The sequence below is a fragment of the Enterococcus montenegrensis genome (genome assembly GCF_029983095.1).
GTDB lineage: Bacteria > Bacillota > Bacilli > Lactobacillales > Enterococcaceae > Enterococcus_C > Enterococcus_C montenegrensis.
The window spans coordinates 1,705,282-1,727,190 of the sequence record NZ_CP120467.1; the positions used below are offsets into that span (position 1 = coordinate 1,705,282).

Sequence of the window (21,909 nt, forward strand, 5' to 3'; positions counted from 1 at the left end):
TTAAAATTTTTGACTAAAACTTAAACCGCGATTGGCGCTTTAATTGTTGGATGAGGATTATAATTTTCTACTTTAATATCTTCCATCTCAAAATCAAAAACAGAGGCTTTTTCTTGGTTTAAAACTAATGTTGGTGCACTTCTCACCTCGCGCGATAGTTGTTCTTTCATTTGTTCAATATGATTTTGATACAAATGCGCATCCCCTAAAGTATGCACAAATTCTCCCACGCCAAGACCTGTTTCATGGGCAATTAAATGTGTTAATAATGCATAACTGGCGATATTAAAGGGAACACCTAAAAATACATCAGCACTTCTTTGATAGAGCTGGCAACTTAATTTGCCATCATAGACATAAAATTGAAACATTGTATGACATGGTGGTAAAGCCATTGAAGGTACATCTTCTGGATTCCAGGCAGTCACGATTAAGCGACGTGAATCGGGATTTTTTTTGATCATTTCAATGACATCTTTAATTTGATCGATAAACGTCCCATCTTGTTTTTCCCAATGACGCCATTGATATCCATAAATGTGACCTAAGTCTCCATGTTTTGCGGCAAATTTTTCATCGGCAACAATTTTTTCACAAAAATCTTTTAACTGTTTTTGATATTCTTCATTGAATTTTTCATCAACCAGTGAGCGCCGACCAAAATCAGTCATATCCGGCCCTTTATAATCTGTACTTTTAATGTAGCGTTCAAAAGCCCATTCATCCCAAATATGGTTATTGTGTTGCAATAAGTAACGGATATTGGTATCCCCTTTTAAAAACCACAATAGTTCGCTTTTGATTAAGCCAAATGGTACCCGCTTGGTCGTTAACAGTGGAAAGCCTTCATTTAAATCAAAACGCATCTGATAGCCAAATAAACTTTTAGTTCCGGTCCCTGTCCGGTCCCCTTTATCGTGGCCTTCTTCTAATAGTTTTTTCCCTAAATCTAAATATGCTTGTTCCATGAATATCCCCCTCAAATTTCACTGATAAATTCTTTAATCCACTACAAATTCGCTTAAATATTCCCAACGTTGCATTTTGTCTTCTAAGTTTTTTTCAGATGAACTAATTTGTTTTTGTAATTCTTGTAATTTTGTAAAGTCTGCTCCTTGATGATTCATTTCTTCAGTTAATGCTGCAATTTTTTCTTCCAAGGCAGTAATATCTTCTTCAATTGTTTCCCACTCTTTTTGTTCCATATAGGTTAGTTTTTTCTTAATCGCAGCTTCTTTTGTATGCGTAGTTTCCACACTTACCTTCTTTGTTGCATTTGGTAGCATATCTTCTTCTAAGCTGTTGGCTAAATAATCGGTGATACTGCCAAAATAAGAAGTGATATTTCCATTGCCATTAAAAATTAGTAATTTTTCTGCTACTTTGTCTAAGAAATATCGATCATGGGAAACTGTTAAAACAGCACCGGCAAATGTATCTAAATAATCTTCTAAAACCGTTAAAGTTGCAATATCCAAATCATTGGTTGGTTCATCTAACAACAAGACATTTGGTTGACTCATCAATAATTTCAATAAAAACAAGCGCCGTTTTTCACCCCCAGATAGTTTTCCAATGGGTGTCCCATGGGTATGACGCGGAAATAAAAAGCGCTCCAGCATTTCAGTTACACTAACTGTGGTACCATCATTTTTTTTGACCATTTCGGCTACTTCTTGTAAATAACTAATCATTCGCTGATTCGGGTCCACGGCATCGTTTTGTTGGGTGTAGTAGGCCATTCTTACGGTTTCACCAATTGCTAAAATTCCGCTTTGCAAAGGGATTTTACCCGCAATAATGTTTAGCAGCGTCGACTTACCTGCACCATTTTCACCTGTAATACCAATTCGTTCTCGCGCTTGAATTAATAAATCAAAATCTTTTACAATCACTTTATTTTCAAAAGCATAATTTGCTTTTTTTAATTCAACGACCTTTTTACCAAGACGCTTTGTCGCAATTTCAATACTTACTTGGTCATCACCTTTATTTTGCCCCATACTCTCTTTTAAATCTTCAAAACGATTTATACGAGCTTGCTGCTTAGTCGTTCTTGCCTTTGCACCAGCACGCATCCAAGCCAGTTCTTGTTTATAAAGCTGCTTTTTCTTTTGCTCTGCTTCAGCGTTTACCCGTTCTCCTTCCGCTTTTGCGGCTAAATAGTTTTCATAATTACCATTAAATTCTTGTAATGCACCGTCTGCTAGTTCAAAAATCCGGTTAGTCACACGGTCCAAGAAATACCTGTCGTGGGTGACCATTAAAAGCGATCCTTGGTAATTTTTCAAATAATTTTCCAGCCAAGTAATCGCGTCATAATCTAAGTGGTTTGTCGGTTCATCTAATAAAAGCAAATCAGGTTCATCAATTAAAACTTGTGCCAATCCGACCCGTTTTTGTTGGCCCCCAGATAAATTTTTAATCGGTTCATTTAGTTGTTGGATACCCAATTTTTGTAAAATAATTTTGGCATTGGTATCTGTTTGCCAGGCATCTTGCTCATTCATAGCCGCTTCGGCTTTTACAAAACGTTTTTGAGCTTGTTCATTCGTACCATCTTCTGTCAGTTGCTGCAAGGCCTGTTCGTATTCTTTAACGACTTGAACTTTTAAACTATCACTTTCAAAAACTGCTTGTAAAACCGTCTGATCACCCGCAAAATCACTTTCTTGGGCTAAATAGGCAATGCGATAATCTTTGGCATATTCTAGAGGATTCAAATCACCGTCGCCACTTTCAATGCCGGCAATAATTTTTAACAAACTACTTTTACCAGTTCCGTTAATTCCGATTAAACCAATTCGATCTTTTTCATGGATCATAAAGTTTAAATCACAAAACAAGGTCTTTTCGCCGTAAGTTTTATTTAAGCCTACTACTTTTAATTCTTTCATTTGTTCCCCTCCAATATCTCACACATTGTACCATTATTTGTAAAAAAAAGCAGGTAGGCAAAATACCTATCTGCTTAATTTAAATTCATCTAAAAAAAGGAATTTTGGGTAAATTCCCCGTCTGGCCCATCGCATAAGATTCTAATAAATTTACTTTACGTCGGTATTCATTTGCCGCAAAAGTGGTAATTGTACCGGCCGTTTCAAATGTATCAATTACTTTTCGCTCTAAATAATAGCCCCGTAGCATTTCTTTAATATAAGCTGGATCTTGGCGAATCATGACCGCAGCCATAAAATCATTTAATTCTAGCCGTCCCATCATATTTTGCCGTTGTTCCAAGAAATGAGCAATAATTTTTTCATCATAAACACCATCTAAACTGGTCAAGCTTTGCTTAATTAATTTAGTATTACGCAAATAAACTTTTTTTATCTGACTTAAGTCATTTGGCTGCATTTGTTTTGGTGTAGTTTGTCTTCGTTCAAAAAATAATTTTGGATGTAAAATTACGCGAATAATTCGGCGTACAACCAATAGCCAAAACGCTAGAAAAGATAAAATTTGTTGCCCTACAGAATGTTGGAAATTTGCAATAAACCGCGAATAAAAGCGATAGGTGTTCACGTCAATTTCATGGCGGCGAAAACTTTCATCTAATCCATCTCGCTCAATCCCAATAATCAAAGCTTGAATTTCTTGCACTTCTTGACGTTCACTTTCAGTCATTGCGGCAGTATACGTATCCCACATGCGATTTTCATAACTTTGGATAACCGCTTTTAAGGCAATTTGTTCACTTTCAGTTAAGGTTGTCTCTTTTTGGTCTATCCGTAATTCTTTTTTGACTTCAGCTAAAATAGCTAATCCTTTTTCATCCACGGGAACCTCCGCTTCACCATCAGCTAATTGCGGTAAAACAGCTAAACTAATGACGAGGCTTAATAAAATGACACCAGCTGTCAAAAATAGCAAAACACTACGTTCAGGAAAGATTTCACCATGAAGACTTGTGGGTAAAATAAAAATTGTAGCTAAACTGACGGTTCCTTTCACACCACCAAATGTTAAAAGTAAGATTTCCTGCCACGTTTTGGCTTTTCCTTTTTTGGTACTAAAAAGATTTAAAAGAAGTAAAAAAATGAAACGGATAAAAAACAAAATCGCCGTAACTGCCACAATAACTAAAAGGAGTACCCAGTTTGCATAGACGTCACTTTCCCAGATTGGTGAGAAAACTTGCGAAATCTCAATTCCTAAAAAGATAAAGACTAACCCATTTAAGGTAAATACGATGGTATTCCATGTTGCAGTAGAGACATTAGCAAGTTCTGCTTGAAACAATGTCACTTTTTGACGCCCAGTAGCTTGCATAACACCAGCGACAACTGCCGCAATAATTCCCGACACACCGATAATTTCAGAAAAAACATAGGCTACAAAAGGAAGCAATAGCTCAATGAGTAGATAAGCCGTAACATCTTGTGCGGATAGTTGTTCAATTAAGCGAATTAATTTTCTTTTTCCCCAGACTACTATCATCCCGACTAAAGCCCCACCGACACTGGCAAATAATAAACGCCAAGAACCTTGCCACAATGAAAAACTACCCGTAATAAGAGCAACTGTTGCAAATTGAAAAGCCGTAACGCCAGAAGCATCATTTAAAAGTCCTTCGCCTTCTAATATCCGCATAACGCGATCAGGAATTTTCAGCGATTTGGTAATCGAAGTGACTGCTACTGCATCTGTAGGTCCTAATGCAGCACCAAAAGCCATACAAGCAGCTAAAGGGATCGTCGGCATCAATGTATGCAATGTCAAACCTACTGCCACAAGAGTTACCAACACACCACCAAAAGCCAAAGACAAGATGGTACCAAAGTTTTTAAAAATTACCGGTAAATCTGCGTGCTCCCCTTCGCGAAATAGCAACGGAGCAATAATTAAAACCAGAAAGATTTCCGGCCTAAAATTTAACGTCCGACCGTAACTCGATAAACCAACGAGAATTCCAAAAAATATTTGAATGAAAAAAATAGGAATGGTGGGAATAATTTTGGCAAAAATATTTGAAAAAGTAATTGCAACAGCAATTAAAATAATTAATTCAACTAATTCCATGCCTTACTCCTTTTGTTTAAATTCACATAATAATTTTAAAAAGATTTCTTTGCGCGCCACAATTTTTTGTTCAAGCTCCGTTAACTCACCTGGTTCTTCTTCAAGCTCCAATTGTGCTCTTTTTGCTTCTAAGCGTAGGAGTTCGTGCTTTAAGCGTTCCAATTTTCGATAGCTGAAAAGATTTTTACGTCGCACTTTTTCCAAAATACGCCGTCTTTCTGCCATTGTTAAACTACCATATTTTGTCCGTAATAAATTCAGCTGTGTTTCAAAGTCTTTACTCATGATTTTTACTCCCTTTAAAAATGTCTCCCTAACAGTAGCGCAAACATCTGTACTTGACAAGTAACAACAAAAAATAAGGCAACAAAAAAATAAGAGGCCTGACAAAAATTGTCACACCCCTTACTTTTTAGTTGTTCATGTAAAGATCATAGTAAGCATCCATAATTTCTTTAGCGGTTGTTACATTGACATGGTCATCGTCATTTTTTAAATTTGGTAGCATGACACTGATTGCTACTTTTGCATCATCAGACGGACCATAGGCCACAATATTGCTATTAATGGTATCGGTAATTTTTTTGCCATCTTTATAAACAGCCGTTTCGGCAGTACCTGTTTTAGCAGAGGCCGTCATTTTTGCTCCAGCTAAGGCAGTAGCCGTAGTAAAAGGATCGTTGCCATGAACGGCATCGTAAAAACCACCTTGAATAATATCCATTTGGTTTTTGGAAAGATTAACTGTATTTAAAACTTTCGGTTGAATGGCTTTTTTCAAGTTACCTAGTCCACCATTTGTATCATTGCCATAAATACCACTCACGAGATGAGGTTGAATTCTTTTGCCGCCAGTTGCAACAGTTGCTGCATATTGGGCCAGTTGCATCGGCGTATACGTATCAAACTGTCCAAAAGACAAATCTAGCACACTACCACCATTGTTTTGTGAATCCAAATAACGAATTGGTGTAGAAATACCATCTTCTTCATTGGGAATATCAATTCCTGTTTTTACGCCCATCCCATATTCTGAGAATGCTTTGCGTAACGCATCATAAGCTTTCACCTGTTTATCAATTAAAGGCATTGAAACATTATACTGATAATTCATATTCAGTAATTTAAAGGTCACTTTCATCATATAAGCATTAGAGGAAATTTCCAATGCTTTACGGGCAGACAAATTACGACTGCCACTGCCGTCTTTATTGTAAATAGAAGCCTTTATTTCGGTACCGTTAACTTTGATCGGTTCATCATACAAAACTTCATTGCCCTCTAAGACACCATTTTGCCAACCTGCCGTTAGCGTTCCCGCTTTAACAACAGACCCTGGTACAAAAGCTGACTGCACAGTCCCTAGGGCATGTTCTTCTAAATCATCACTTTTTTCTTTGTGTAAGAAACCCGCCATCGCCAACACACCACCGGTATTGGGATCCATCGCCACAGCATAGGCTCCCGGTGAATAGTCAGCTTTTCCGGCATTGATTAATCCTTGGTAATTCTTTTTCAAAATATTCTCAACCCGTTTTTGAAATTCTGCATTTAGCGACAACACTAAGTTATCCCCTTTTGCTCCCGGCGAGACTTCTTTTTGACTGGAAATATTACCTTGTCGATCTAATATCACTTCATATTGAGATTTTGTTCCTTGCAAAACATCCTCGTATTGCTTTTCTAAAAAGCTTGTCCCAACCCGGTCATTTCTAGCATAGCCTTTTGCTAGATATTTCTCTAAATCTTCTGCTGGCAACCCCGTTGTCTCAGTTGATACATTGCCTAAAATACTACGCAGCGAGCCTTTTTGAGCATAGTCTCTGCTCCAATCCGTACCTGTAGAAACTCCAGATAACTCACTTGCCCGTTCTGCTACAATAGCAAGTTCTTCATCAGTAACATCGCGATTTTTAATATAAACAGTATTTAGTGCCGATGCACTGTTCATTTTTTTGAAAATCATCGCAGCTTTCTTTTGTTTTGTATCAAATTGAATTTCTTTATCCGAAACTTTATCAACTAACAAGGCGTAACGTTTACTTTGATCGGTGATCAACTTTTGACTTGCACTCAAACGACTATTGGCTTTTTTTAGATTTTCAGGATTCGCCAGCCAATAATCTTTTAAATCGCGCTCTTGCAATGTTTTTTCAATTGGAACGTCGATTAATTCATTTAAGCGATTGGCTATTTTTAGTAAATCTTCAGCTGACATAGTATTACCCCGGGTAAAGGTAATCGCAGGATTTGCTTCGTTTGATACCAATGCTTTTCCCGTTGCATCATAAATCATGCCCCGTGGTGTACTTCCTTTAATCTTAATTGTCGACGAGGCTTTTAGTTGCGTTGCAATATTATCGCCATTTACAATTTGCAAATAACCTAATTGCGCAATTAAAGCAATAAACAATGCGAAAATAATAAAGAAAAGGAAATTCAAGCGAAACGGAACATGAGAACGAGGCGCCGTTTTTGAAGGTGCTCGTCCATCTTTTAATTTTTTTTCAATATGGGCTCGTGTTAATTTATTTTTAAGATCTTTCATGTGTCAAATCCTTCCAAAACATCAGTACCGTCTTATTTTACCAAAAAAACATTGATAATACAGTTTTATTCACTAAATAAATAAAACCTTAAGCTTGTTTTCTAAGTATTTTTAAAATGTTCCACAAGAATAATTATATTTTTAATTTTATCTAAACAAAATGCATGAATTTCAGACTTTAGTATCAAATCATTTCTCATAAATCGTGAAACATTACTTTTAGTAAGCTTTTATTTCTACAAAACTGTGGGTAAGTAAAAATAATTATATTTTCAAAGCAGCCCTATCACTGCTGCTCCCCACTAATTGCTCTACACATAAAAAAGACAATCCTATTTCAAAGGATTGCCTTCACATTATCTTTAAGTTTAATTAATAGGCCGCTTGCTCATCGTAATTTTGATCATAACCAGTATTACTTCCATCTTGGCTACCATCACCATAATTTTCTGTTCCGGTCACATTTTGAACAGAACCATCAGCTTCTGCAGTTTGGTTTGTATCATCGTAAAATTGTCCTTGAGCATAGCCGCTTGTATATTCATCACCAGTTGGCAAAGTTTCACTTGTCGGTAAATTCAATTCCGTTTTTAATTTATTTTGCATTTCCAGGACTTGATTAAGACCCAGCATTTGATAATAAATGCCATTGATCATTTGTCCTTCACCTTCGAGTTGATCTTGTTTGATTGTTTTAAAGGCTGGAATATAGTTATTGGCGATATCTAACATATCTTCCCAAGAAAGATCTGTTTTTGTATTTTTTTCTACCGCTTTTAAAATCTTTTGATAGTTTGCGACACTATCAAGACTCATTACTTTATTGACAATTTTAGTAATAACTTCACGTTGTCGCTTTTGTCGTCCGATATCCCCTTGAGGATCTTGTTTCCGCATTCTGGCATAAGCTAAACCCGTTTTACCATTGAGTTTAATTTTCCCCTTGGGAACATGGACTCCTTCTAACGTAAAATCAATTTTATTATCAACTGTTATACCACCAACAGCATCAATTAAATCTCTTAACCCCTGCATGTTGATAGATACGTAATGATCTAATGGAACATCTAACAAATTCTCAACAGAATCCATTGCCATCTCTACACCACCAAAAGCATAGGCGTGATTCAATTTATCCATCGTACCATAGCCAACAATTTGCGTATAGATATCGCGGTCTAGACTAACAATCGTTGATTGTTTTTTTGCAGGATTCACCGTTACTACCATCATAGAATCAGAACGCCCTTGTTCTGTTCGTCCTAGAGCTCCCGTATCAATTCCCATTAATAAAATTGAAAACGGCTCCGTATTATCGATATTAGCTTTTGAAACGTGGCGACTATTTTTTCGATCAATTTTTTCAACAATCGCATTAAACGAACTATTCGCATCGTGATACATTTTAATGCCATAAGCAGTAGCGCCTAAAACTGCAACCGTAATTAGACCTACAATTCCCAAAATAATTTTTTGATATAAACGCATTGGACACCTCTTAGTTAACTTTTTCATTTGTTGAATATCGTATAAATTTTGCCACACTTCTTTTATTTCGGCAATCTAAGTTTACGTTTATTACTCAAACTTAATATTTTTGCAACACAAATGAAAAGAAGCGACCAAAAATGATCGCTCCTTGTACTAAATATAATCGACAAAACGTGCTCTGAATTTCATATGCAGATGACTGCCAAGGATTAATAAAATTAAAGTTATAAGCCAAAAAATTAAGCCATAAGTCGTTTTCTCCCAAAACCAAGATCTACTCAAGAAGGAATCCCGAAATCCTTCAATAATATAATAAAAAGGATTAAGTTTTAAAAGTTTGACTAATGGTATAGGCAAATTTTTATTATTTATATCCCAAATTGGACCAGACACGTAAAAGAGTAAACGTAACACAGATTGAAGAAAAATATGATAATCCCTTATCAAAACTGTTATCGTTGCATTTAACAAGCCAAAAGCAAACAAAAAGATAATCATACAAATAAAATAATAAAAATATTGCAACCAATATATTGTCACCGGAACTTTAAAAATAAACATTGTTCCAACTACAATCGCTAGCATTGGGAAATAAGAAGATAGATTACTAACAATATTAACCGTTGGTAAAATACTTACAGGAAACTTCATTTTGGCGACCATACCCACTTGTCGATGGATAGAGTTTGACGCTCCTAAAACACCCGAATTCATGTAAAACCATGCTGTGATACCTATTAACATCCAACCAAAAAAAGGAACACCATCGATTTTCCGATTGGCGCTAATCCCAACACCAAAAATTAAATAATAGATTGCCACCTGAATAGCAGGATTTAAGATTTGCCACGCAAGTCCCAGATAATGACTTTGATATGTAGCTTTATCTTCATAACGTGACATTCTAATAATCATGCCTAAATGGCGAAATTGCTCTTTTATTACTTCAAATATCTCTTTCACTTGAATCTTCCTTTACCAGTCACTTATTTTAAAAAATGGAAATAGCGCGCTAAAATTTCTAATGGGTGCCGCACTGCCCACGTGACAGAATGTCCGCTAAATGACACCAAAGATAAAAACATAAGCAAAATAAAACTACTAATCAAAATCATTTTGGTTGGGATAGTCATCCGATCTCCTAAAGGAATTCTTTTCAGATTTTTTTCCAACTGATTTTTATCTAGATGCTGCTTGTTCAATTCTGTATCTTTTGGTAGCAATTTATTTAACTTTTCAAGACTAAAGCTTTTTTGATCTTCTTTACATTTATCTTGATAACTTTTTTGATCTTCTTTCGGTTGTTTCTTAAACCAATCAATAAATGCTTGGTATTCTTTCATGACTTTTTCAGTAGTATCAAACATTCTTAAAGTTCCATAATGCATCCAAATTGTCTTATCACAAAGTTTTTCCACTTGAGAAAGTGAGTGACTAACAAAGAAGATAGTCTTCCCTTGTTCTTTAAATTCCATAATTTTATCGACACATTTTTGATAAAAAGTTTCATCCCCCACGGATAGAGCCTCATCAATAATAAGAATATCAGGATCATTATGAACGGCAATTGCAAAACCTAACCGGGATTTCATCCCGCTAGAATAACTTTTTACCGGTTGATTTACAAAATCACCTAAGTCGGCAAAAGTAACAATTTTCTCCATCTTTGCATCGATTTCTTTATTAGTCATTCCGGTCATTAATGCTTTTAATCGAATATTTTCAATACCAGTTAATTGTGGCTTTAAACCGGCACCAATAGCTATAATAGAAGTATCACCATTTACCTCCATCGTGCCTGATGTTGGTGGAATAATTCCACTAATGATATTGGATAAAGTTGACTTACCTGAACCATTTATCCCGATTATCCCTACTGATTCGCCGGCTTTCACTTCAAAACTGACGCCTTTTAGTGCCCAAAAGCGTGGGACATTTCGGTGATAAAATTTGAACAACGCTTTTACTTTATCGGATTTCTTTTTGTACAAATCGTACTCTTTGGTGACAAGAGTGCTTCTTACTTTAATATTATTTTCCAAAATCTTCATCCTTTACCAGATATTGACTTGAAATAGTTCACGCTACATCATACCATATTTTAGTTGTTGGGCAAAACTGCCTCTAATAAAATAGAACAAAAATATGAAAAAGTCGAGAAAAATCTCGACTTTTTTGTTTATTTTAGTTTTAAATCATTTTTTATCTGTGTCGTAGAAACTTCTGGCGTACGTGGTAAGTAAATAACTTCTGCATCTGTTTCTTCTTGTAGAAAATCAAATTTACCAGCCCAATCGTCTCCCATAACAAATTTATCAATGTGATACAATTTGATATCACTTGATTTTTGATTCCAACCTTCTTCTGGGATAACCAAGTCCACATAACGAATTGCTTCTAGTAATTGTTTGCGTTTTTCATAACTGAAATAACATTTTTTTTGCTTTTCATCCCAGTTAAATTCGTCTGTTGACAAAGCAACTACTAAATAGTCCCCTTGCTCTTTCGCACGGCGCAATAAATTAATATGCCCATAATGTAATAAGTCAAAAGTTCCATAAGTAATAACACGTTTCATGTCTTTCCCTCGTTTCTTTTTCTTATAACGAAGATAGCAAAAAAGCTTTAAAAAGGCAACCAAATAAAAAACCGGATCAAAATCCGGTTAAAAACTAAATTATAATTTAGTTACTTCCGCAGCTTGTGGGCCACGAGCGCCTTCAACGATGGTAAATTCAACATCTTGGCCTTCTTCTAATGCTTTAAAGCCATCCCCTTGAATTGCTGAAAAGTGTACGAATACATCATCGCCACCTTCAGTTGTAATAAAGCCAAACCCTTTTTCGTTGTTAAACCATTTCACTTTTCCTTGTTCCATGTTTCGTGTAGCCTCCAAAAATTATAATTAACGGATATTCCGTCACTTAATTATAACGAAATTTGAAAGCGGTAGCAAACTTTATTTTATTGTAAATGTTAGATAAATTGATATAATTAATAAAAAAAGGAGATGACTTTGTGGAAAATATTAATCTTTCCTATGAAACATATTCATATGGTGATACTGATATTGATTTTACTATTGATAAAATTATCATTCGAATGCCTAATGACAAAAATATTATCCAGTTTTCAAGAATCGACTCATCTGCCCACGCATTTTATCGCAAATTGATGGAAAATGACTACATGTTCTATTATTATGCAAATAAACAATCATTCTTTATAAAACGAAAGCTTATTCAAACTATCTGGAAACGGACCGATTTGATAAAATACGGAGAGTTATTTTATACAATTCAGAAAGTACCTGACAACAAAGTTAATACTTTGGCACCATTACACTTATTAGTAATGTTTTCATCTATGCCAGACGGAAATAATTATATGTCTCCTAACATAGCCAATAGATGCTTCACACAAAACTATCCGTCCATTCAAAAGCATATCATAAAAAACACTCTTATTATGCGAATTATGGATGTGAATATGAATACCGGTAGTATGTATCTTAACACACCAAATTATCCAGAATTTGAAGAAGATGTACAAGGGGCAATTAATTTTATAATGGGACAATATGAAATTGACAAAAAGAATGTAGTTTTTTACGGAGGCTCTAAAGGTGGTACTGGTGCAACCTATCATAGCTTTTTAGGTAACTATAAAGCGTGCATTGTAGATCCGATTATTACATTGGAAGAACATAATAATAAAAATGATTTAATGTACTTAAAAGATGTGCGGCCTTTATCGATAGAAAAGGATATTAACACTTTAAATATCAACCAAGAGCCAAAATATATCATAGGTTCGGCCCAAGTTCCCTTTACATTTAAACAATTTCAAAGTTTTAAAAAAGATCGTATCACAATACTGGACATTAGAGACAACCATATACACACTCATCCTGATATTTCAGCAAACTCAACAGTTGAACAGATTTATTATATTAACAAGCTTTTTATGGAAGAATAGTATTTACTTTCTAAGCTTTGATTATTAGAGAATAAATACATTTTTCAGTACCTATACAACACAATTATTTTTATACCAGGAGATGTTGTTAAGTTCTTTCAACATTTTTTATATAAAAATAATTTGGGAATTAACTTAACAAATTAGGAAAAAATGTTTTAGCCTATAAAATGGAAAATATCCACAAAACAAATTAAATATAAAAAGAACCCCTTTGAATTCTGTAAAATGAAATCAAAGGAGTTTTTCTTTTGTGTCCTATTAGTATTGTAGAAAATCAAAACTGATAAATATGATTGAAAGTCTATTCAAACAATATACTTGAATATTTTTTATGTGCAACTAAACAAGTCAGTCTAATATTTTAAAAATAATCTCTACAAAATACAATGCTTTCAAAAAAATATTAGTAAATAACTGTTTATTACACAATAATCAAATTTTTATACTGATTCTTGATAAGAAAAAATCTCAGTTTAATAACTGATATAGCTGATTTTTTTCAAAAAAATGACAATTTTTTTATTTTCACTTATGTTATACTTGTAACACTTTATTATTCAGATAAATAACTATCATAGTAATTAAATATAGTAAAAAATTTTCATTATTAAACTCTATATACTATATAGTTTCTTCTATAATGAATCTTGGACGCCGTTTCACTTCAAAATATATTTTGCCAATATACTCTCCCACAATTGACATACCAATTAACTGTAATCCACCCAATAGCCAAATACTAATAATAATCGATGACCACCCAGAGACAACATCTCCAATAAGATGTTGTATGAAAATATACAACATATAAATAATTCCTACAAAGAAAACTCCAATCCCCAAATTACGTAAAAACCGTATAGGAACAATTGAAAATGACGTAATTCCTTCTAAAGCAAAGTTAACCATTTTTTTCAGTGGATACTTAGATTCTCCTGCAGCTCGCTCTTTACGAGAATAATATACTTTTGTACTGCTAAACCCAACAAGAGGTACCATTCCTCTCAAAAATAGATTTTCTTCTTTAAATTCTAGTAAGACCTTTGTAGCACGTTTACTCATTAATCTGAAATCAGCATGGTTTGGTATCGTATTTACACCTAACTTATTCATTAAAGAATAGAATAAGTTTGCTGTCTTTCTTTTAAAAGGAGTATCGCTATCTCTATTATTACGAACACCATAAACAACATCGTATCCAGATAAAAAAGCTGATACCATTTCTCGAATTGCATTAACATCATCTTGTAAATCAGCATCAATCGTTACAATTGCATCAGATTTCTCATTCATAACCGTCATTCCAGCTAAAAGTGCATTTTGATGACCAAAATTACGGCTAAATTTGATTCCTTTAAAATGTGGATTACTTTCTGATAATTTATTGATAATAGCCCATGTTTTATCTTTGCTTCCATCATCTACGAAAGTAATATTACTTTCATCACTAATTAACCCTTCCTCAACCATATCTTCTAGTAAGGTCAACAATGCTTTACTAGAAATAGGTAGAACTTCTTCTTCGTTATAACAAGGTACAACAATTGAAATTTTCTGCTTCATTAATAATTTCCCTCTTTTTTATCAGTATCTATTCTAAGATATACCGAGAATGGAAGATACACAAGTTTTTTTCGATTTTTGAAACTTTACTAGCCAGTATTTTTTATCATAATACATAATTATACTAAAAAATAGAAAGATCATAAAGAAAATATCTATCAATAAAATAGAAAAGATACTGACAGATATTTCCCAAATGTATAAAAATATCTAGGTTAGAGTGATCTCATTTATTAATCAATAATATTAGACTCCATACTATCAGGAGTAGTTTTTGTAGAATTTGGTATTTCTTCATTTTTTTTGCTCACTATATCTACAAAAGCATTTTCGTCCATCCAGTAGTTGTTTTCTCCATATTTAAATTGTAGATAGACAGCTTTTGTTGTTATCACTTTTTTTAGCACAAGAACTTCTTGATTAACAAACTGTTCTCCAGTACCAATTTTTCTTATCCCAGAATGAATATTATAAGGTGCTGACCACACATCTGTTTTTATTGCAGTACTATTAATTACAAACTTTTTCTGATAATTTTCCTCTTTTAAGACCAATTCATAAAATGCTTTCGAATCTAACCAACCAATATTTTTACCAGCCTGACTAAATTGATAATAAACTGTTCCCGTTGATAACTTTACTCGCTTTGTTATCTGAACTGTTTTACCTGCGTACCCACTTGCATTTCCATAATATTGATTTGTTATTTGTGTATTCCACGGTGCCTGCCATATTCCTTGAGATTTCGCTACAGTATCTGTTTTTATCGTCCCAGTTACTTGCATATTCTCATTTTCGATAATTGGATACAATTGCTCGTTAAATCCAGCTTTATCCATCCACATTGTCTTACCATTTAAAGTAAATTGTAAATAAGTTGAGCGTGGGGTTTTCGCTACTTTTGTAATACTTACTGTTTGCCCAACGTATTGTCCGCCATTACCATAGTACTTAATATTATTTTCAGTATTATATGGTGCACCCCAAACCCCTTGTTTGTTTGCATCATTTCGAATCTCAGCCCGATAGCTTGTACTATCATTCGCTATAATTGGCTCATAGAATGCTTTCGAATCTAACCAACCAATATTTTTACCAGCCTGACTAAATTGATAATAAACTGTTCCCGTTGATAACTTTACTCGCTTTGTTATCTGAACTGTTTTACCTGCGTACCCACTTGCATTTCCATAATATTGATTTGTTATTTGTGTATTCCACGGTGCCTGCCATATTCCTTGAGATTTCGCTACAGTATCTATTTTTATCGTCCCAGTTACTTGCATATTCTCATTTTCGATAATTGGATACAATTGCTCGTTAAATCCAGCTTTATCCATCCACATTGTCTTACCATTTAAAGTAAATTGTAAATAAGTTGAGCGTGGGGTTTTCGCTACTTTTGTAATACTTACTGTTTGCCCAACGTATTGTCCGCCATTACCATAGTACTTAATATTATTTTCAGTATTATATGGTGCACTCCAAACCCCTTGTTTGTTTGCATCATTTCGAATCTCAGCCCGATAGCTTGTACTATCATTCGCTATAATTGGCTCATAGAATGCTTTCGAATCTAACCAACCAATATTTTTACCAGCCTGACTAAATTGATAATAAACTGTTCCCGTTGATAACTTTACTCGCTTTGTTATCTGAACTGTTTTACCTGCGTACCCACTTGCATTTCCATAATATTGATTTGTTATTTGTGTATTCCACGGTGCCTGCCATATTCCTTGAGATTTCGCTACAGTATCTGTTTTTATCGTCCCAGTTACTTGCATATTCTCATTTTCGATAATTGGATACAATTGCTCGTTAAATCCAGCTTTATCCATCCACATTGTCTTACCATTTAAAGTAAATTGTAAATAAGTTGAGCGTGGGGTTTTCGCTACTTTTGTAATACTTACTGTTTGCCCAACGTATTGTCCGCCATTACCATAGTACTTAATATTATTTTCAGTATTATATGGTGCACTCCAAACCCCTTGTTTGTTTGCATCATTTCGAATCTCAGCCCGATAGCTTGTACTATCATTCGCTATAATTGGCTCATAGAATGCTTTCGAATCTAACCAGGCAACCTTATTACCATTTAAATGAATTTTATAAAAAGTTCCGCCACTATTAGTTTTAACCACATTGGTAGATCTAAATTTTATATTTTCGTAATTTCCAGCCTCACCCAAGTATTCACTCGAAGAAGAAGTTCGATATGGTTCAGACCAAAGAGTAAACTGATTCGATATAGACTTATCTTTAATACATAAGTGATAATCAATCTGGCTATTACTGACTACTCTATCAAGATTCAAAATAAATGCCTCTTTATCAATCCATACATCTTTCTGATTAAAATTTATTTTCCAGTATGTTGAACGATTGGTACTTGCTACTTCAGTTACAAACCCTATTTTGTCCGCATATTGTCCAGCATTGCCATAATTTATTATTCCTTCTCTGGTATTATAAACATCCGACCATACACCATGCTTGGAAGATAAATTTTTTCCCTTAACCTGAACAGGAAAATCAGTTGTATATGATTTATTAATAGAATCATATATTTTTCCAGTAAAGCGCCCTCTATAGTCAATATTTATATCAAAAGTTCCTATTCCTGTATTTATATTGGGATATTTTAAGGTAGAAGCCCATTGCCAAGCCGAATAAGCAGAATTTAACAAATTATTTTTATTAGGGTTTACTGGATATTGTGCAATCCATAAATTATTGTTACCAATTTTTTTAGGATCGAGTAGTGGAGATGCACCCCACACCCAACTTGCAGAAGTGTAATGAATGACGTTTTTGTATCCTCTTGAATTCAATTGCTTTGCAAAAGTTTGCGAATTATTAGTAATCGCTGTTCCTAAAACAGTATAATCTTCAATGTCATTGACCATGACAGTATTCTTTGAAAGCTCTAAAGAATCTGCAATATTTGCAAAAAAATTTGCTTCGGAAACAGCTTCCTTACTATTTTTAAACTTACTATAATGATAAACAGAAACAGTTAAACCTGCAGCCTTTGCATTGTTTATTTGTGAAAACATATAAGTTTTATTTTGATAATAAGTCCCTTCGCTTAATTTTACTACCACGCCACGTAAGCCATACCTTTTCATCTGTTGATACTGCGCTACTGAAATATATTCATTCCATGATGACACATCAATAAAATCTTTATTAGGTAAAGAATTGTCTGTTGCCCAATAGTATGTGGCTTGTGTATTAAGTAATTTCGGCAATGCTATTGATTGCTGGTTCATTTCCTTGTTTGATTTATCAAGCCGTTGTTGAATTGGATCACTTTCAATTCCCAATCCAAAATCCTCTGCATAGACATACTTACCCGTTACAAAAAAAATAAATACACTGCAAAAAAACAATAAACTAAAAAAATTTTTTTCATTTTTATTCTCCAAACTTCATAATTGATACTTCATTTTATCATGAGTAAGCCACAAAAAAATGATTTATTTTTCCAAAATATAATCATTCATAATAAATCCTTGACCAATTTCATCGTCTTTGGTGGCAACAATATTAAAGCCGCGATGCTTATAAATTGCCACAGACTGTGCATTATCCCGATTCACCCGCAATTGTTGTCTCAAGTTTAGTGCCTTACTTAGGCTATCATACCAATCAAAGATATGACGCATTAACCCTTGCCCGCGAAATTGCTTTTTGATGTAAAGTTTGCTGATATAAATAACTTCATTTTTTATTTCATAGGCAGTGTAGCCAATTATTTCATTTTCCTGTATTAATGCAAAGTAGTGCACACCGCTTTTAATTTCATCCGCAATATTTTTTTCTGACTGATAGTTATGCAACATAAAATCAACTTGTTTTGCGCCAATTATCGGCGTAAACCATTCTTGCCAAATTTCGACCACGACAGGATATAAAGCCTGGATATCATTTTGTGTTTCAACCTTTTTTTTCTCCACTTCAACGCCTCCAAAATAAAAAAATGTGATGAAAGTTTCCCTTCATCACATTTTAGACTACTTACTATGCTTTTTCAAAGTGTTCGTTTGCTTTGTCCCAGTTTACAACTTCCCAGAAAGCTGCAATGTAATCTGGCCGTACATTTTTATATTTTAAATAATAAGCATGTTCCCATACATCTAAACCGATAATTGGTGTCTTACCTTCCATTAAAGGAGAGTCTTGATTGGCTGTTGACATAATCGCCAATTTACCATTATCTACTACTAACCACGCCCAACCAGAACCAAAACGTCCTGTAGCGGCTGTTTTAAATTCATTTTTAAAATCTTCAAAAGAGCCAAAAGTTTCATCAATCGCATCCTTTAAAGAACCCGTTGGCGCCCCGCCAGCATTCGGTGCCATAATTTCCCAAAAGAAAGTATGATTGGCATGTCCACCGCCATTATTTTGAACTGCGGTACGAATATCAGCCGGAATTTCATCCATATAAGCAATCAATTCTTCCACACTTTTTTCTGCTAATTCTGGATATTTTTCTAAAGCCGCATTTAAATTTGTCACATAAGTATTATGATGTTTGTCATGATGCAAGTGCATTGTTTCCACGTCAATATAAGGTTCCAATGCGTCATATGCGTAAGGTAATTCTGGTAAAGTATAAGCCATTTTCGAAATCCTCCTAAATGTTATTTACAATGTAAACACTATCAGAGAAAAGTCAATTATTCAAAAAATATGCCTCAATTTAATTAATTTGAGCAACATTTAAACCACTTTATCTTTTGAATTAAAAATAAACAATTTACTAAAAAGATAGTTAGCAATGACAACTAAGACTTGAGTAAATAATTTTGCGAATAAATCACCAGTCTGTAACATATCAATGCAAATCATCATAGAAATCATATCTAGCCCGAAAGATAATAATCTATAAAATACAAATTTACTAAATTCTACAATTAATTCTTTAATGTTCTCAGTTCTCGAATGAAATACCCAAACTTTATTAGTTATAAACGCAAATAAAATTGCAATCATATTTGCAATTATATTTGCCATTATATAATTGGTCTTTATCCACTCTCTAAATATGAAATAAATAATTATGTTTACTAACGTTGTCAGTCCGCCAAAAAAAAGATAGATAAAAACTTCCCATAAATGCCTTTTTTCTAGTTCATGTTTAAATTTTAAATAGAAATTCACAAAATTACTCCTTTACTTTTCATTTCGTTTTCCATCATACACAAATGTAAGCTTTTCTTCTACTAATTTCAAAGATATTTAATCAATTCTCCTTGTAAAAGCCCCAGACCTTCGATAGAATGGATTGAATACTTATAAAAAGGAGTCCTGCTCTGAATGTTACACTTAATGAAAAGTTCTTTTTTCCAGTTTCGGGAGTTACTTGCAGCAAAAAAATTAGCCTTTGGTAAAGTGATTGGCTATATTTTTATCTTAGGCGCTATTCTTACATTACCTCTGGCCTATAAGGTTAGCAGTGTTTTTCACGATATTCAACATGATGGTCAAAAAATTGCCGCTAAGCTACCTGATTTTACAATTGAAAAGAACCAGTTACAACCAGCGGATGCAAAAGAAAAAGGATTTATCTACCAAACTGATTCGATTATTTTCACCTTTGATCCGCAAGGCAAACGAACTGCCAAAGATATTACAACAGATATGGTCGGAAACTTTCTTAGTATCGGTCTTTTAAAAGATGATTTAGTTGTAGCAATGCCAAGTACCGGCGCAAGTTCTGCACTACTTGGTGACAATCAAATAGTTATACCTTATTCTGAAGCATCCCTTGCTTCTTTATCTGGTAGTCATATCCGAGATTATTTACAAGACACTAAGATTCCTTGGTGGATGTATCTGATTGCTTTTTTAGTTTCACTTTACCCTAGCGTTGTGAATTTACTTGTCACCTTATTGTTTGCAACACTTGGTGCAACACTGCAAACAAAAATGCGACGGCTAAAACTAAGTAGCTTTGAGAATTTTAAAATTGTAGTTTTCGCTGCAACTTTACCTGTGATCTTAACTGCAATTATCCATTTTGTGACAATGAATTTCGATGCTACCATGTTCATTTTGATTGCAACTTTATTTATCTTTAATCAAGTCATTAAAAAAATCCCGCAAGAAGAACAAAAATCAAATTAAATAAAAGACGCCTTTCAATGTAGTGACTCTAAAAGTTAGCTTAAAAATCTAGCTTTTAGAGTCCTACAAAACTTGAAAAGCGTCTTTTTTAATTTCCTTTGCTACAATAAAAGTATGTACATAAAGGAGGAAGTTTTATGACGAAATATATCTTATCCAGTCGCCCTTTTAAACCAGAATTGATTAATGAAATAAAAAAAATTGCGCCAGAATATGATTTTATTACCGAAATCGCTACAACTGCAGCTTGGCAACAAGTGGAAATTACCATCGGTTGGCAAAAAAAATGGGATAAATTACTAGCACCTAATTCCAACTTAAAGTGGGTACAAAGTATTTCCGCTGGAGTTGATTATCTTCCACTTCAAGATTTTAAAAAGCAAAATATTTTGTTGACAAATGCAAAAGGTATTCACAAAGAAGCGATTAGTGAACACGTTTTAACGACAATTTTGATGCGCCTTAGAGGCTTTAATGAAGCAGCTGTTGGCCAACGTCATAAAAAATGGCAACAAACTATTTTTTATGGCAAATTAGAAGAACAAAAAATTTTGATTGTTGGTACTGGCCAAATTGGCCAAGAACTCGCTGGAACTTTGAATTTACTTGGTAATCATCCCACCGGAATTAATACTTCTGGCCACAGTGCCCAAAATTTCACGAATACACATGCAATTTCAGAACTAAAAACAATAGCTCAACAATTTGATTTCATTGTCAACATTCTTCCCCTCACCGCTGAAACGTATCATCTGTATGACACAGAATTTTTTAATCTACTCCGTCCAAGTGCTACTTTTATTAACGTCGGAAGAGGTGCCAGCGTGGATACACTTGCCCTAGTTAAAGCCCTACAAGAACAAACAATTGCCTATGCTGCATTAGATGTCTTTGAAGAAGAGCCACTTGCTTCTAATAGTCCCCTATGGGAGCTAGATAACATTTTGATTACTCCCCATATTGCTGGCATGGTACCACATTTCCAGCAAAAATTCATGAGGATCTTTTTGAAAAATCTTGACTCCTTTGTTAAAACGCAAGCTGTCAGCCAAAATCAAGTTGATCTTACAAAAGGTTACTAAAAATTTTTTATAGTTGTATTGTCTTCGTGCTCAATTAAAAAGCAAAAAACCTTGTTGAAAAGCTAACGAACTGTCAGTTTT

Annotated in this window: 18 protein-coding genes; 3 read left to right on the forward strand and 15 right to left on the reverse strand. The window is 34.1% G+C overall.

Going from position 1 to position 21,909, the window contains the following annotated elements; translation table 11 throughout:
* Nucleotides 1-20: 20 nt before the first annotated feature.
* The 10 genes from P3T75_RS08290 to P3T75_RS08335 all read right to left on the reverse strand — a co-directional run bounded on the left by P3T75_RS08290 (nt 21) and on the right by P3T75_RS08335 (nt 11,939).
* Entirely contained in the window at nt 21-968 is a 948-nt protein-coding gene (locus P3T75_RS08290; protein WP_206905532.1) for a thymidylate synthase, read from the reverse strand.
* A 33-nt stretch (nt 969-1,001) separates the two neighbouring features.
* Nucleotides 1,002-2,897 (reverse strand): ABC-F family ATP-binding cassette domain-containing protein, encoded by a 1,896-nt coding sequence (locus P3T75_RS08295; RefSeq protein WP_282461316.1) that lies wholly within the window; start codon nt 2,895-2,897, stop codon nt 1,002-1,004.
* Nucleotides 2,898-2,982: 85 nt separating this feature from the next.
* Entirely contained in the window at nt 2,983-5,022 is a 2,040-nt protein-coding gene (locus P3T75_RS08300) for a cation:proton antiporter (protein WP_282461317.1), read from the reverse strand.
* A 3-nt stretch (nt 5,023-5,025) separates the two neighbouring features.
* Nucleotides 5,026-5,307: an AAA family ATPase gene (locus P3T75_RS08305; protein ID WP_230708756.1), complete on the reverse strand. Its 282-nt coding sequence runs from the start codon at nt 5,305-5,307 to the stop codon at nt 5,026-5,028.
* A gap of 127 nt (nt 5,308-5,434) precedes the next feature.
* Complete coding sequence (locus P3T75_RS08310) at nt 5,435-7,570, reverse strand: penicillin-binding transpeptidase domain-containing protein (protein ID WP_282461318.1); 2,136 nt, start codon at nt 7,568-7,570, stop codon at nt 5,435-5,437.
* Nucleotides 7,571-7,942: 372 nt separating this feature from the next.
* Nucleotides 7,943-9,058 (reverse strand): LCP family glycopolymer transferase, encoded by a 1,116-nt coding sequence (locus P3T75_RS08315; protein WP_206905524.1) that lies wholly within the window; start codon nt 9,056-9,058, stop codon nt 7,943-7,945.
* A 156-nt stretch (nt 9,059-9,214) separates the two neighbouring features.
* Nucleotides 9,215-10,024: an ABC transporter permease gene (locus tag P3T75_RS08320; protein WP_282461319.1), complete on the reverse strand. Its 810-nt coding sequence runs from the start codon at nt 10,022-10,024 to the stop codon at nt 9,215-9,217.
* Between the two features lie 23 nt (nt 10,025-10,047).
* Nucleotides 10,048-11,112, reverse strand: a complete 1,065-nt coding sequence (locus P3T75_RS08325) for an ABC transporter ATP-binding protein (RefSeq protein WP_282461320.1) — start codon at nt 11,110-11,112, stop codon at nt 10,048-10,050.
* A 128-nt stretch (nt 11,113-11,240) separates the two neighbouring features.
* Complete coding sequence (gene tagD, locus P3T75_RS08330) at nt 11,241-11,639, reverse strand: glycerol-3-phosphate cytidylyltransferase (RefSeq protein WP_282461321.1); 399 nt, start codon at nt 11,637-11,639, stop codon at nt 11,241-11,243.
* Between the two features lie 99 nt (nt 11,640-11,738).
* Complete coding sequence (locus P3T75_RS08335) at nt 11,739-11,939, reverse strand: cold-shock protein (RefSeq protein WP_206905513.1); 201 nt, start codon at nt 11,937-11,939, stop codon at nt 11,739-11,741.
* A gap of 140 nt (nt 11,940-12,079) precedes the next feature.
* Here P3T75_RS08335 and P3T75_RS08340 point away from each other — a divergent pair, with 140 nt between their 5' ends.
* Nucleotides 12,080-13,039 (forward strand): XcbB/CpsF family capsular polysaccharide biosynthesis protein, encoded by a 960-nt coding sequence (locus P3T75_RS08340; RefSeq protein ID WP_282461322.1) that lies wholly within the window; start codon nt 12,080-12,082, stop codon nt 13,037-13,039.
* Between the two features lie 624 nt (nt 13,040-13,663).
* Here the strand turns inward: P3T75_RS08340 and P3T75_RS08345 are convergent.
* The 5 genes from P3T75_RS08345 to P3T75_RS08365 form a co-directional block, all read right to left on the reverse strand.
* The gene (locus P3T75_RS08345) at nt 13,664-14,605 is read right to left on the reverse strand and encodes a glycosyltransferase family 2 protein (RefSeq protein ID WP_282461323.1); all 942 of its coding nucleotides are present in this window, start codon (nt 14,603-14,605) and stop codon (nt 13,664-13,666) included.
* 233 nt (nt 14,606-14,838) lie between these two features.
* Nucleotides 14,839-18,039: a GW dipeptide domain-containing protein gene (locus P3T75_RS08350; RefSeq protein ID WP_282461324.1), complete on the reverse strand. Its 3,201-nt coding sequence runs from the start codon at nt 18,037-18,039 to the stop codon at nt 14,839-14,841.
* Between the two features lie 51 nt (nt 18,040-18,090).
* Entirely contained in the window at nt 18,091-18,570 is a 480-nt protein-coding gene (locus P3T75_RS08355) for a GNAT family N-acetyltransferase (protein WP_282461325.1), read from the reverse strand.
* A 64-nt stretch (nt 18,571-18,634) separates the two neighbouring features.
* The gene (locus P3T75_RS08360) at nt 18,635-19,240 is read right to left on the reverse strand and encodes a superoxide dismutase (protein ID WP_230708763.1); all 606 of its coding nucleotides are present in this window, start codon (nt 19,238-19,240) and stop codon (nt 18,635-18,637) included.
* Nucleotides 19,241-19,339: 99 nt separating this feature from the next.
* The gene (locus tag P3T75_RS08365; protein ID WP_282461326.1) at nt 19,340-19,780 is read right to left on the reverse strand and encodes a GtrA family protein; all 441 of its coding nucleotides are present in this window, start codon (nt 19,778-19,780) and stop codon (nt 19,340-19,342) included.
* A gap of 156 nt (nt 19,781-19,936) precedes the next feature.
* Between P3T75_RS08365 and P3T75_RS08370 the strand changes: the two genes are divergently transcribed.
* On the forward strand, nt 19,937-20,746 hold the full coding sequence (locus P3T75_RS08370) for a DUF1189 domain-containing protein (protein WP_206905496.1): 810 nt from the start codon (nt 19,937-19,939) through the stop codon (nt 20,744-20,746).
* A gap of 137 nt (nt 20,747-20,883) precedes the next feature.
* Nucleotides 20,884-21,828 (forward strand): phosphoglycerate dehydrogenase, encoded by a 945-nt coding sequence (locus P3T75_RS08375; RefSeq protein ID WP_282461327.1) that lies wholly within the window; start codon nt 20,884-20,886, stop codon nt 21,826-21,828.
* Nucleotides 21,829-21,909 lie beyond the last annotated feature (81 nt).